This window comes from Pseudomonas sp. LBUM1643, from assembly GCF_059716215.1.
Genome location: NZ_CP166813.1, coordinates 4,246,022 through 4,259,758 on the forward strand (window position 1 = coordinate 4,246,022; position 13,737 = coordinate 4,259,758).

General features: G+C 57.8%; 12 protein-coding genes. 7 read left to right on the top strand and 5 right to left on the bottom strand.

Going from position 1 to position 13,737, the window contains the following annotated elements; translation table 11 throughout:
• Positions 1 to 21 precede the first annotated feature (21 nt).
• Together ACA063_RS19110 and ACA063_RS19115 are read right to left on the bottom strand one after the other, a co-directional pair.
• Positions 22 to 2,433: a DNA translocase FtsK gene (locus ACA063_RS19110; protein ID WP_162438544.1), complete on the bottom strand. Its 2,412-nt coding sequence runs from the start codon at positions 2,431 to 2,433 to the stop codon at positions 22 to 24.
• On the bottom strand, positions 2,430 to 2,642 hold the full coding sequence (locus ACA063_RS19115; protein WP_497662947.1) for a hypothetical protein: 213 nt from the start codon (positions 2,640 to 2,642) through the stop codon (positions 2,430 to 2,432). Before ACA063_RS19115 ends, ACA063_RS19110 begins: the two co-directional genes overlap by 4 nt.
• Before the next feature lie 99 nt (positions 2,643 to 2,741).
• Here ACA063_RS19115 and trxB point away from each other — a divergent pair, with 99 nt between their 5' ends.
• The 4 genes from trxB (at position 2,742) to infA (ending at position 5,558) form a co-directional block, all read left to right on the top strand.
• Complete coding sequence (trxB, locus tag ACA063_RS19120) at positions 2,742 to 3,701, top strand: thioredoxin-disulfide reductase (protein WP_497662948.1); 960 nt, start codon at positions 2,742 to 2,744, stop codon at positions 3,699 to 3,701.
• A 64-nt stretch (positions 3,702 to 3,765) separates the two neighbouring features.
• On the top strand, positions 3,766 to 4,446 hold the full coding sequence (gene aat, locus ACA063_RS19125) for a leucyl/phenylalanyl-tRNA--protein transferase (protein ID WP_497662949.1): 681 nt from the start codon (positions 3,766 to 3,768) through the stop codon (positions 4,444 to 4,446).
• 74 nt (positions 4,447 to 4,520) lie between these two features.
• Positions 4,521 to 5,228 (top strand): arginyltransferase, encoded by a 708-nt coding sequence (locus tag ACA063_RS19130; protein ID WP_162438547.1) that lies wholly within the window; start codon positions 4,521 to 4,523, stop codon positions 5,226 to 5,228.
• A 111-nt stretch (positions 5,229 to 5,339) separates the two neighbouring features.
• On the top strand, positions 5,340 to 5,558 hold the full coding sequence (infA, locus tag ACA063_RS19135; protein ID WP_002553999.1) for a translation initiation factor IF-1: 219 nt from the start codon (positions 5,340 to 5,342) through the stop codon (positions 5,556 to 5,558).
• A gap of 258 nt (positions 5,559 to 5,816) precedes the next feature.
• Here infA and clpA read toward each other — a convergent pair whose 3' ends face one another.
• A complete protein-coding gene (gene clpA / locus ACA063_RS19140; protein WP_497662950.1) occupies positions 5,817 to 8,087 on the bottom strand; it encodes an ATP-dependent Clp protease ATP-binding subunit ClpA in 2,271 nt (756 codons plus the stop codon).
• 30 nt (positions 8,088 to 8,117) lie between these two features.
• Positions 8,118 to 8,498, bottom strand: coding sequence for an ATP-dependent Clp protease adapter ClpS (gene clpS, locus ACA063_RS19145; protein WP_162438548.1), 381 nt, complete (start codon positions 8,496 to 8,498; stop codon positions 8,118 to 8,120).
• Between the two features lie 225 nt (positions 8,499 to 8,723).
• Between clpS and cspD the strand changes: the two genes are divergently transcribed.
• Positions 8,724 to 8,990 (top strand): cold shock domain-containing protein CspD, encoded by a 267-nt coding sequence (gene cspD, locus ACA063_RS19150; protein ID WP_497662951.1) that lies wholly within the window; start codon positions 8,724 to 8,726, stop codon positions 8,988 to 8,990.
• Between the two features lie 95 nt (positions 8,991 to 9,085).
• On the opposite strand, the gene icd is transcribed toward cspD, so the two are convergent.
• Positions 9,086 to 10,342 carry an NADP-dependent isocitrate dehydrogenase gene (gene icd, locus ACA063_RS19155; RefSeq protein WP_162438550.1) on the bottom strand — a complete coding sequence of 419 codons (1,257 nt, stop codon included), beginning with the start codon at positions 10,340 to 10,342 and terminating at the stop codon, positions 9,086 to 9,088.
• A 508-nt stretch (positions 10,343 to 10,850) separates the two neighbouring features.
• On the opposite strand from icd, the gene ACA063_RS19160 reads away from it, so the two are divergent.
• Positions 10,851 to 13,076 carry an NADP-dependent isocitrate dehydrogenase gene (locus tag ACA063_RS19160; RefSeq protein WP_497662952.1) on the top strand — a complete coding sequence of 742 codons (2,226 nt, stop codon included), beginning with the start codon at positions 10,851 to 10,853 and terminating at the stop codon, positions 13,074 to 13,076.
• 198 nt (positions 13,077 to 13,274) lie between these two features.
• Entirely contained in the window at positions 13,275 to 13,721 is a 447-nt protein-coding gene (locus tag ACA063_RS19165; RefSeq protein ID WP_497662953.1) for an NUDIX hydrolase, read from the top strand.
• The last annotated feature ends 16 nt before the right edge of the window (positions 13,722 to 13,737 follow it).

Consider the following 13,737-nt stretch of genomic DNA (forward strand, 5'->3'; position numbering starts at 1 on the left):
GCCGCCCTTTTCAATAGCTGATCAGTCGCGAACCGGGCCTGGCGCCAGGACTTCGCGGGAACCATTGGTGTTCATGGACGTCACGACGCCGGCCATTTCCATGGCTTCGATCATGCGTGCGGCACGGTTGTAGCCGATCTTCAGCTTGCGCTGTACTGCGGAAATGGAAGCACGGCGGCTTTCCAGGACGAACTGCACGGCTTCGTCGTAGAGTGCGTCGGTTTCGGCATCGTCATCACCGCCACCACTGCCGCCATTTTCAAAGCCACTGCCGGCCTCTTCGACACCGGCGAGAATGTCATCGTTGTATTCCGGCGCGCCGCGCAGTTTCCAGGCTTCAACCACCCGGTGAACCTCGTCATCGGACACGAACGCACCGTGGACGCGAATCGGCAGACTGGTGCCAGGCGGCATGTAGAGCATGTCACCGTGGCCCAGCAATTGCTCGGCGCCACCCTGGTCGATGATGGTCCGCGAGTCGATCTTGCTCGACACCTGGAACGCCATACGGGTAGGAATGTTTGCCTTGATCAGGCCGGTGATCACGTCAACCGACGGGCGCTGGGTTGCAAGGATCAAGTGAATACCAGCGGCCCGCGCTTTCTGGGCGATACGGGCGATCAGTTCTTCGACCTTCTTGCCGACGATCATCATCATGTCGGCGAATTCGTCGACGACCACCACAATGGTCGGCAGCTTGGTCAGCAGCGGCGCTTCATCGTGAATGCTTTCGCGTTTGTACAGCGGATCGGTCAACGGCTCGCCGGCATCCTGGGCTTCCTTGACCTTGGCGTTGAAGCCCGAGAGGTTACGCACGCCCATCTTCGCCATCAGTTTGTAGCGGCGCTCCATCTCCGCCACGCTCCAGCGCAGGGCGTTCGCAGCGTCCTTCATGTCGGTCACGACCGGGCACAGCAAATGCGGAATGCCTTCGTAGATCGACAGCTCAAGCATTTTCGGGTCGATCATGATCAGCTTGGCGTCTTCCGGGCCAGACTTGAACAGGATCGACAGGATCATCGCGTTCACACCCACCGATTTACCGGAACCGGTCGTACCGGCCACCAGCAGGTGCGGCATTTTCGCCAGGTCAGTGATGACCGGCTTGCCGCCGATATCGTGTCCCAGCGCCAACGTGACCGGCGACTTGAAGTTGTCGTACTCGGGGGTCGACAGCACTTCGGAGAAGCGCACGATCTGGCGGTCTTCGTTAGGGATCTCAATACCGACCGTGGTCTTGCCCGGAATCACTTCCACCACACGCACGCTGGTCACTGCCAGCGAACGCGCCAGGTCTTTCGCCAGGTTGGAAATGCGGCTGACTTTGACGCCGGCTGCAGGCTGGATTTCGTAACGGGTAATCACCGGGCCCGGGTGAATCGAATCCACCGAGACTTCCACACCGAATTCCTTGAGCTTGATTTCAAGCAAGTGGCCAACTGCAGCCAGGGATTCGGGCGAGTAATTGAGTTGTTTCTTTTCCGCAGGATCGAGAATCGAGATCGGTGGCAATGTGCCTTCCACCGCGCTGTCCACGAACAACGGCGCCTGTTTCTCTTTTTCCACGCGCTTGCTTGGGGCGGCAGGTTTCGGTGGCGCCGGGGCAATCACCGGCGGCACTTGCTTCTCGCGGTCGGACATGTGCTTGCTCAGGGCCTGCTCACGTTCGATCAGGCGTTCCTTGACCTTGGCCTGTTCACGCTTGTCGGTCACGGTTGGCGCGACCACGTCGTGGACGCGGTCATCGACTTCACGCAGTTGCGCGACCAGTTGCTTGCGTTCGACGCGAGCGGCCCACCAGCGATTGGCGGCACCCTGGAACAGTTCGAACAGGTCGAGCGTAATCTTGCCAGTGACGTCCATCACCTTGAACCATGACAGGTCGGTGAACACCGTCAGGCCGAACAGGAACAGCGCAATGAACAGCAACGTGCTGCCCTGGATGTTCAGCGCATTACGGGCCAGATCGCCAAGGCTCTCGCCCAGCGCTCCCCCGGCACCGGCGGGAAGACCGGTCGCGGCATGGAAATGGATATGAGCCAGGGCAGCGCCCGACAGCACCAGGAACACCAGGCCGATAAGCCGCCAGGAAAACAGCCAGCCGCTCCACTGCCACGGCTCGTGACGCTGACGGAAAATCTGCCAGGCCTTTACCGCCAGCAATAACGGGAAGATGTACGCGAAGTATCCCAGCACCATGAACAGGATATCGGCGCTGTAGGAACCGGCGGGGCCGCCGAAATTCTGCACATCATCGATTTTGCTGTTGTGGCTCCAGCCCGGATCGTCCTTGCCATACGTCAGCAAGGCCATCATCAGGAACAGGCACAAGGCACCGATGGCGATCAATGCACCTTCCTTGAGTCGGTAGTGCAATTGCTGCCGCCAGAGCGGAACGACGACTGTTTTAGGTGCTGCGGTGGATTTCTTCAAAACGCTACTTTTCCTGCGCCAATGGCGCGTCCATCTGTTGAATGACTATAAAAACTGCCCAATCCAGGCAGGTAAAAAAAGTGAACAGGCGTAACTGGGACTACTTTTAACACTGCACCCGGGTTTTTATAAACACGGGACGCACTGCTTTTTTTAAAACATGCACTGTTACAAGCAGTCATTGTACGGGTTTGTTCGTCTGATGCCATGCTCGCAACCCCTGGAAGCAACATAGCAACCGGCACATATCCTATCGTTCAATTTGAGCATGCATTCTCTTTTGTGACAAAGGCTTATGAGGTGTATTTATGAGCGAAGCGAAGCATTCCCGCCTGATCATTCTGGGTTCCGGCCCGGCCGGTTACAGCGCCGCTGTGTATGCCGCCCGCGCCAACCTCAAACCTGTTGTCATCACCGGCATACAGGCAGGAGGCCAGCTCACCACCACCGTGGAAGTCGATAACTGGCCCGGCGACGTAGAAGGCCTTACCGGCCCAGTGCTGATGGAGCGCATGCAAAAACACGCCGAGCGCTTTGACACAGAGATCGTTTACGACCACATCCATACCGCCAAGTTGCAGCAACGCCCGTTCGAGTTGATCGGCGACGGCGGGACTTACACCTGTGACGCGCTGATCATTGCCACGGGCGCCTCCGCGCAGTACCTGGGGTTACCCTCGGAAGAGGCGTTTGCCGGCAGAGGCGTCTCGGCCTGTGCCACGTGCGACGGGTTCTTCTATCGCAATCAGGTGGTCGCAGTGGTGGGCGGTGGGAATACGGCGGTTGAAGAAGCCTTGTACCTGTCGAACATTGCCAAGGAAGTGCACCTGATCCACCGTCGCGATAAATTGCGCTCGGAGAAAATCCTTCAGGACAAACTGTTCGAGAAAGCCGCCAACGGCAATATCCGCCTGCACTGGAACCAGCATCTGGACGAGGTGCTGGGCGACGCCAGCGGCGTCACCGGCGCCCGCCTGCGCGACAGTCTCACCGGGGAAACCAGTGATCTGCCGGTGACCGGCGTATTCATCGCCATCGGACACAAACCCAATACCGACCTGTTCGAAGGGCAGCTGAGCATGCGCGACGGCTACCTGCGGGTTAAAAGTGGCAGCGACGGCGACGCCACTGCCACGCAAATTCCCGGTGTGTTTGCAGCGGGCGATGTCGCCGACCATGTCTACCGCCAGGCAGTGACGTCTGCCGGCGCCGGCTGCATGGCCGCGCTGGACGCCGAAAAATTCCTCGACGACATTCCCGCCGTTTGACGGCAAACTTCACGACGGGCCTGACAACCCGCCCCCGCCCTCCCCTTCTGCAAGCCCGGATGCCATGCTGACTTGGTTACAACGCAACACCCTGACCTTCCCGCCGCTGGACAAAGCCATGCGCGACCCCAACGGTCTCCTGGCCGCGGGTGGCGATCTGTCCGCCGACCGTTTGATCCAGGCTTACCGTCATGGGTGCTTTCCCTGGTTCTCCGAAGGCCAGCCGATTCTCTGGTGGTCGCCGGACCCTCGCACTGTCCTGTTTCCCGACGAACTGCACATCTCGCGCAGCCTGAACAAACTGCTGCGCCAACAGCGCTATCAGGTGACGTTTGACCAGGATTTCGAAGCGGTCATCCGCGCCTGTGCCGCGCCGCGGGATTACGCGGACGGCACCTGGATCACCGAAGCGATGCAAAACGCTTACCTCGAACTGCACCGACGTGGTTACGCGCACTCGGTCGAAGTCTGGGACCAAGGCGAGCTGGTTGGCGGCCTCTATGGATTGGCAATGGGTCAGCTGTTTTTTGGCGAGTCGATGTTCAGCCGTGCCGACAACGCGTCAAAATTTGGCTTTGCCACACTGGTCCAACACCTGAAAGACTCAGGGTTTGTGCTGATCGATTGCCAGATGCCGACCGACCATCTGCACAGCCTTGGTGCGCGTGCCATTCCACGCCGCGAATTTGCCGACTATCTGGCGCAGCACCTGGACCAACCCAGCCGCGCCACATGGGTTTGCTGAGCGACTTTGACGCGCGTGGCTTACACTTATTCAAAAGCGCTTACACTTATTCAAAAGATTATCGAGGGTTGATCATGACCGAGTTGGCGCGCTTGAAGTTTTATGCCACTCAGCCCCACTCTTGCAGTTATCTGCCCGAGGAGCAGGCCACCACCCTGTTCCTCGACCCTAGCCAGCCCATGGATGTGCATGTCTACGCAGATCTGTCCGAAATGGGTTTTCGGCGCAGTGGCGATCATCTCTATCGGCCCCATTGCCAGAATTGCAATGCTTGCGTTCCAGCGCGCATCCCTGTTGCCAATTTTTTACCCAACCGCCAGCAGAAGCGCATTTTCAAACGTAACCTCGATGTGCAGGTACGCCCCGCCAAACCCAAGTTCACCGAAGAATACTTCGATCTCTATCAGCGCTATATCGAACAGCGTCACGCCGACGGGGACATGTACCCGCCGAGCCGCGATCAGTTTTCCACGTTCCTGGTACGCGACCTGCCGTTTTCCCGGTTTTATGAATTCAGGCAAGAAGGCCGGCTGCTGGCCGTCGCCGTGACGGACCTGCTGCCTAACGGGCTTTCGGCGGTTTATACCTTTTACGAACCTGCCGAAGAACGCCGCAGCCTGGGGCGCTACGCGATCCTGTGGCAAATCGCCGAGGCCCAGCGCCTGGGGCTGGAAGCGGTGTACCTGGGTTACTGGATCAAAAACTGCAAAAAGATGAGCTACAAGACTCAATATCGCCCTATCGAGCTGCTGATTAATCAGCGTTGGGTCATCCTGAACTAGAGCAAACCGTAAACCCCTTGGCTTAAACCCCATTTTTCGGGCACAATGCACGCCGCTTTTGCCTGGCGCAGTTGCACCGGGCCATTCATTGGACACCGAGGGCTTTACTGCATGTCGAAAGAAGACAGCTTCGAAATGGAAGGCACTGTCGTCGACACCCTGCCCAACACCATGTTTCGTGTGGAGTTGGAAAATGGGCACGTCGTAACCGCGCATATCTCCGGCAAGATGCGCAAGAACTACATTCGTATTCTTACCGGTGACAAAGTGCGCGTCGAGCTGACGCCCTATGACTTGAGCAAAGGGCGCATTACTTACCGCGCTCGCTAATCAAGTCAATACAAGACGCCCGGTTTATGCCGGGCGTTTTTGTTTGTCTGCGATTTGCCTACCACACTTCAAACCTTGCACAGCCCCCTGTGGGAGCGGGCTTGCCCGCGATTGCGGTGGGTCAGCTTGCATTGATGTTGAATGTGCCGCCGCCATCGCGGGCAAGCCCGCTCCCACAGTGGGTTGTGGTGATGGCTTGAAATCCGGCACACAGCAAAAAGGCGCCTTTCGGCGCCTTTTGCTTTGTCGCGGTTAACGTCAGGCCATTTCTGCCGTGGTTTCGAACTCGAAGGTCAGCTCGCCGTCCTTGAGGTCGATGTGAACCACACCGCCATGGTCGGCCAGTTCGCCAAAGAGAATCTCTTCCGCCAGCGGACGCTTGATCTTGTCTTGAATCAAACGCGCCATTGGCCGGGCACCCATCGCCGAATCGTAGCCACCGGCTGCCAGCCAGCTGCGCGCCGCGTCCGTCACTTCCAGCTGCACACGCTTGTCTTCCAGCTGCGCCTGAAGCTCGGTAAGGAACTTGTCCACCACGCTTTTGATGACCTCATGGCTGAGGCGACCAAACTGGATAATGGTGTCCAGACGGTTGCGGAACTCTGGCGTGAAGCTCTTCTTGATCACTTCCATCGCATCGGACGAGTGGTCCTGATGGGTGAAACCGATCGAAGCACGTGCTGCAGTTTCGGCACCGGCGTTGGTCGTCATAATAACGATCACGTTACGGAAGTCCGCTTTGCGCCCGTTGTTATCGGTCAGCGTACCGTGGTCCATGACCTGCAACAGCAGGTTGAAGACTTCCGGATGCGCCTTCTCGATCTCATCGAGCAACAGCACGCAGTGAGGCTGCTTGGTGATGGCTTCGGTCAGCAGGCCGCCCTGATCGAACCCGACATAGCCAGGAGGCGCACCGATCAGACGCGATACGGTGTGGCGCTCCATGTACTCGGACATGTCGAAGCGAACCAGTTCGATGCCCAACGCCTTCGCCAGCTGACGCGCCGCCTCGGTTTTACCGACACCGGTCGGCCCTGCGAACAGGAACGAACCGACAGGCTTGTCAGGCGACTTGAGGCCGGCGCGGGACAGTTTGATCGCCGTCGACAGCGAGTCGATGGCAGCATCCTGACCGAACACCGTGAGCTTCAAGTCACGCTCAAGATTACGCAGCAGCTCCCTGTCAGAAGTGTTGACGTGCTTAGGCGGAATCCGCGCTATTTTCGCGACAATATCCTCGACATGAGGCACTTCGATGCGCTTCACACGCTTCTCGATCGGCTGCAGACGCTGATAGGCACCCGCTTCGTCGATTACGTCGATGGCCTTGTCCGGCATGTGCCGGTCGTTGATGTAGCGCGACGCCAGTTCCGCAGCGGCACGCAAGGCCTCATCGCTGTATTCGATGTTGTGGTGCGCTTCGAAACGACCTTTCAGGCCGCGCAGGATACCGATGGTGTCTTCCACCGAAGGCTCCGACACGTCAACCTTCTGGAAGCGCCGAGCCAAGGCACGGTCCTTCTCGAAGATCCCGCGAAATTCCTGAAAAGTGGTCGAACCGATGCACCGGATATCGCCCGAAGAAAGCAATGGCTTGAGCAGGTTTGAGGCATCCATGACGCCACCGGACGCGGCACCCGCACCAATGATGGTGTGAATCTCGTCGATGAACAGGATGGCCTGCGGACGTTTTTTCAGCTCATTGAGCAGCGCCTTGAAACGCTTCTCGAAGTCACCACGGTATTTGGTACCGGCCAGCAAGGCGCCCAGGTCAAGGGAATACACCACGCTGTTGGCCAACAGGTCAGGCACCTGGTTGTCGACAATGCGTTTGGCCAGGCCTTCGGCAATCGCGGTTTTACCCACGCCCGCCTCGCCCACCAGCAACGGATTGTTTTTGCGACGACGCGCCAGAATCTGCGCGACACGCTCGACTTCCAGCTCACGGCCTACCAATGGATCGATTCGACCCTGGCGCGCGAGTTCGTTGAGGTTGCTGGCGTAAGCATCCAGAGGATTGCCTGAAGATGAAGACTCACCGCCCTCGTCATCCTGCATATCCTGCTCACCTTCAGAGTGATCGCCATGCCCGGGCACCTTGGAGATGCCGTGAGCGATGTAATTGACGACATCGATGCGCGCAACGCTCTGCTGTTTCAGCAGGAACACTGCCTGACTCTCTTGCTCACTGAAGATCGCAACCAGCACATTGGCGCCGGTCACTTCGCGTTTGCCCGAGCTCTGTACGTGAAAGACAGCACGCTGCAGAACACGCTGGAAGCCCAATGTAGGCTGGGTCTCGCGATCCTCGTCATGAACAGGGATCAACGGCGTGGTGGAGTCGATGAACTCCTGCAGATCATGCTTGAGTTTGTCGAGGTTTGCGCCGCAGGCACGCAAAACGGTGGCGGCAGCCTCATTGTCCAATAGGGCCAGCAGGAGGTGTTCGACGGTCATGAACTCATGACGCTTCGAACGGGCTTCCTTGAAGGCAAGATTGAGGGTGACTTCGAGCTCGCGGTTTAACATAGCTTCACCTCATACCCAAGTGGTCGGCGATTAACCGTCCTTCTCGATTTCACAGAGTAGCGGATGCTGGCTTTCCCTGGCGTACTGGTTGACCTGCATGGCCTTGGTCTCGGCGATGTCGCGGGTAAACACTCCACATACTGCCCGTCCTTCTGTATGGACGGCCAGCATGACCTTGGTCGCCAGCTCCCGATTCAGGTTAAAAAACACCTCGAGCACTTCGACGACGAAATCCATCGGTGTGTAGTCATCGTTGAACAAAACCACCTTGTACATCGGTGGTGCCTGTAAAGCAGGCTTAGCCTCCTGAACAGCAATGCCTGCAGAATCGTCGTCGTGTGTCCCCGGGTCTTGATGGAGAACCGGGCGATCCTGATTGAATGTTAGTCGAATCTGGCTGATTGCATGCATGGAAAGAAAGGTTCGTCAGTTGTGCGAATACAGTGGTGGGGGCGGTCATGGACGATTTCAACTCCGACTGCCTGGTCACCTTGACTATCGGCAAAACGGTGTTACAACCAATAGAGCCCACAGTGGGTAAAAAAGGTCCGCGGAGTCAATCTTATTTATGAGATTCGACTGCGGATGAACTGGATGATACTCCAGTGATGGAGTCTGTTGCAGAGGGAGTTGGGTATGTCAGGTGTGAAGGTCAGCGGCAAGGTGAAATGGTTCAACAACGCCAAGGGCTACGGTTTCATCAATGAAGATGGCAAAAGCGAAGACCTTTTTGCTCATTACTCGGCCATCCAGATGGACGGCTATAGAACCCTGAAGGCCGGTCAGGCTGTCGTCTTCGAGATCATCCAGGGACCCAAAGGGCTGCATGCCGTGAACATCGGCGCGCGTCAGGCTGTCGAGGAAGTTGCCTCACCTGCTGAGCAACAAACCGTTACAGCTTAATTTCATATCTTCCCTCCAGACGATCCCGAACTGGAAGAAAAAAAACCGCCCGGCTCAATCACTCAAGCCGGGCGGTTTTTCGTTTCGCGCAAATGTTACATATGCGAAATCAGCGCATCACCGAACGCTGAGGACGACAGGAGCTTGGCGCCTTCCATCAAACGCTCGAAGTCATAGGTCACGGTTTTGGCGGAGATCGCGCCGTTGGTGCCCTTGATGATCAGATCGGCCGCTTCGGTCCAGCCCATATGGCGCAGCATCATCTCTGCGGACAGGATCAGCGAACCCGGGTTGACCTGGTCCTTGCCGGCGTATTTCGGCGCAGTACCGTGGGTCGCTTCGAACATCGCGATGGTGTCGGACAGGTTCGCACCTGGCGCGATACCGATACCGCCCACTTCAGCCGCCAGGGCGTCAGACAGGTAGTCGCCGTTCAGGTTAAGAGTTGCGATCACGTCGTATTCTGCCGGGCGCAGCAGGATCTGCTGAAGCATGGCGTCGGCGATGGCGTCCTTGACGATGACGTTCTTGCCGGTTTTCGGGTTCTTGAACTGCATCCACGGTCCGCCGTCGAGCAGCGTCGCGCCGAACTCTTCAGCCGCCACTTCGTAGGCCCACTCCTTGAAGGCACCTTCGGTGAACTTCATGATGTTGCCTTTGTGCACGATGGTCAGCGAGTCGCGATCGTTGTCGACCACATACTGCAACGCTTTGCGCGCCAGACGCTTGGTACCCTGCAGGGACACCGGCTTGATGCCGATACCGCAGTTCTCGTCGAAACGGATCTTGGTAACACCCATTTCTTCTTTGAGGAATTTGATGACCTTGGTCGCTTCCGGCGAACCGGCTTTCCACTCGATACCGGCGTAGATGTCTTCCGAGTTCTCGCGGAAGATCGTCATGTCGACGTCGCCTGGTTTCTTGACCGGGCTAGGGACGCCTTCAAACCAGCGTACCGGACGCAGACACACATAAAGATCGAGTTGCTGACGCAGGGCCACGTTCAACGAACGGATGCCGCCACCGACCGGCGTGGTCAGAGGGCCCTTGATGGAAACCACGTAATCCTTCACCGCGTCCAGGGTTTCCTGAGGTAGCCAGGTGTCCTGATCGTAAACCTGAGTCGCTTTCTCCCCGGCGTAGACTTCCATCCAGGAAATTTTGCGATCGCCGCCGTAAGCCTTCTTAACAGCAGCATCGACAACCTTGATCATGACCGGGCTGATATCAACGCCGATACCATCGCCTTCGATGAAGGGGATGATCGGGTTGTTAGGAACATTGAGAGAATGGTCCGCGTTGACGGTGATTTTGTCGCCGACTGCTGGAACCTGAATCTTCTTGTATCCCATGCTGAACTCCATTGTTTGGATTGAACATCTGGCTTCGTTCGAGCGTACCCCAGTTAAATCGGCGCGCAAACCCTATGTTCCAACCATCTGCCGCAAAGCTGCGCAGTTCGCAACGTACAAGCCTGAAAGCAAAGGGAAAAGCGCCAAACTCAAGCACGGTGCAAGACTCTACGCCCCACACTCCCCTGCGACCTTTAGACCAATGGACGATGTTCGTTACGTATGAACCATCGGCAGATTGCCAGCTACCTATGTATAATGCCGCCCGCTGACCACAGAGTCACGACGGCCGACCCTCTCCTGCCACTGAACAAGTAGCCGAGATTCTGGGCCTGAAAAGCAGGACTGTTACCGCAGTCCACCCGCTTGCCGCTCGACTGATGCACCCAACATCACCGCGCACAAACCTCGACATTCGGCTCATGGATGACTTTGAACGAACGCGCTTACCCGGCGCCCCTCGAGTTTCTGCGCACGCTTTAGCAAAGAAGAGAGAGTTAATCCGAATATGCCCACCCGCTCGAAGATCATCTATACCTTCACCGACGAAGCTCCAGCCCTCGCCACCTATTCACTGTTGCCTATCGTAGAGGCTTTCACTGCCTCGGCTGATATCGCCGTTGAAACCCGCGATATCTCTCTTGCAGGGCGCATCCTGGCCAGCTTCCCCGAGCAATTGGGTGACAAAGCCGTAGCCGACCACCTCGCCGAACTGGGCGACCTGGCCGTTACGCCTGAAGCCAACATCATCAAGTTGCCGAACATCAGTGCTTCGGTTCCGCAACTGCAAGCGGCGATCAAAGAGCTGCAAGCCCAGGGCTTCGCACTGCCGGACTACCCGGAAACCGTGACCACCGACGCCGACAAGCTCGCCAAGTCGCGCTACGACAAGATCAAGGGCAGCGCCGTAAACCCGGTACTGCGCGAAGGCAACTCCGATCGTCGTGCACCGCTTTCGGTCAAGAACTACGCTCGCAAGCACCCGCACAAAATGGGCGCCTGGGCTGCAGACTCCAAGTCCCACGTCGCGCACATGAGCACCGGTGATTTCTACGGCAGCGAAAAAGCTGCCCTGATCGACGCCGCTGACGCCGTCAAAATCGAATTGATCGCTCAAGACGGCACCACCACCGTCCTGAAAGAAAAAACCACCGTGCAAGCCGGTGAGATCCTCGATTGCGCGGTCATGAGCAAAAACGCTCTGCGCAGCTTCATTGCTGCCGAGATCGAAGACGCCAAAGCCAAAGGCGTGCTGCTGTCGGTTCACCTGAAAGCCACCATGATGAAGGTCTCCGACCCGATCATGTTCGGCCAGATCGTTGCCGAGTTCTATAAAGACGCACTGACCAAGCACGCCGACGTGCTGGCACAGATCGGCTTCAACCTGAACAACGGCATCGGCGACCTGTACGCTCGCATCAAAGCCCTGCCGGCTGAGCAGCAAGCGCAGATCGAAGCGGACATCCAGGCGGTCTACGCCGTTCGTCCGTCGTTGGCCATGGTCAACTCCGACAAAGGCATCACCAACCTGCACGTGCCGAGCGACGTCATTGTCGACGCCTCGATGCCAGCGATGATCCGTGACTCCGGCAAGATGTGGGGCACCGACGGTCAGCTGCACGACACCAAGGCCGTGATCCCGGATCGCTGCTACGCCACGATCTACCAGGCGGTGATCGAAGACTGCAAGGCTAACGGCGCCTTTGATCCGACCACCATGGGCAGCGTGCCTAACGTCGGTCTGATGGCGAAGAAAGCCGAAGAGTACGGCTCGCACGACAAGACGTTCCAGATCAAATCCAACGGCGTGGTTCGGGTTTCCGACAGCGCTGGTCGTACCTTGCTGGAGCAGTCGGTCGAAGCCGGCGACACCTTCCGCATGTGCCAGACCAAAGACGCGCCGATCCAGGACTGGGTCAAACTGGCCGTCAACCGTGCTCGCGCCAGCGCCACTCCGGCCATTTTCTGGCTCGACCCGATGCGCGCCCACGATGGCGTCGTGATCGAGAAAGTTCAGGCTTACCTGAAGGATCACGACACCAACGGCCTGGACATCCAGATCATGGCGCCAGTCGACGCGATGAAGTTCACCCTGCAGCGCACCCGCGAAGGTAAGGACACCATCTCGGTGACCGGCAACGTACTGCGTGACTACCTGACTGACCTGTTCCCGATCATGGAACTGGGCACCAGCGCCAAGATGCTGTCGATCGTGCCGCTGATGAACGGTGGCGGCCTGTTCGAAACCGGCGCTGGCGGTTCGGCTCCGAAGCACGTTCAACAGCTGCTGGAAGAGAACTTCCTGCGCTGGGATTCCCTGGGCGAGTTCCTGGCCCTGGCCGCTTCCCTTGAGCATTTGGGTGTGACGTACAACAACCCCAAGGCGCTGGTTCTGGCCAAGACCCTGGATCAGGCCACTGGCCAGTTCCTGGACAACAACAAGTCGCCATCGCGCAAAGTCGGCAACATCGACAACCGCGGCAGCCACTTCTACCTGGCGCTGTACTGGGCACAAGCCCTGGCGGCCCAGACTGAAGACGCTGCACTGCAAGCGCAGTTTGGCGAGCTGGCCAAAACCTTGACCGAGAACGAAGCAACTATCGTTGCCGAACTCAACGCCGTTCAAGGCAAGCCAGTGGACATCGGCGGTTACTACCACGCCAATGCCGACCTGATCAGCAAGGCCATGCGTCCAAGCAACACCTTCAACACCGCGATCGCTGCACTGGTGTAAGGTTGTAAGGAAGCAAAAAAGCCCCGGCCCAGTGCCGGGGTTTCTGTTTTCGGGATCCACACAATTCAATTGTAGGAGTGAGCCCGCTCGCGATAGCGGTATACCATTCAACAACTGTGGTGCCTGACACTGCGCTATCGCGAGCAGGCTCACTCCTACATTTGATCGTGTTTCAACATTGGAATCTGAGGAGGCTTTATGGACTGGAAACCCCACATCACCGTCGCCACCATCGTCGAAGACAACGGCCGCTTCCTGATGGTCGAAGAGCACAAGCACGGGCGCAACGTGCTCAACCAGCCCGCCGGCCACCTCGACCCGAACGAAACCCTGATCGAAGCCGCCGTCCGCGAAACGCTGGAAGAAACCGGCTGGGACGTCGAAGCCACCGGGGTGGTCGGAATTTACCTGTATACCGCACCAAGCAACGGCGTGACCTACCAACGGGTTTGCTTCACTGCAAAACCGCTGAAACACCACCCCGATTATCAACTGGACGACGGCATCGTCGGCGCCAAGTGGCTGACGCGGGACGAATTACTGGCGCAGCGCGAAAACTGGCGCAGTGAGCTGATCATCCGTTGCATCGATGATTATCTGGACGGCCAGCACTTCGGCCTCGAATTGATCCGCCCTTCTCTTTAGCCTTGTGGCCTTGAGC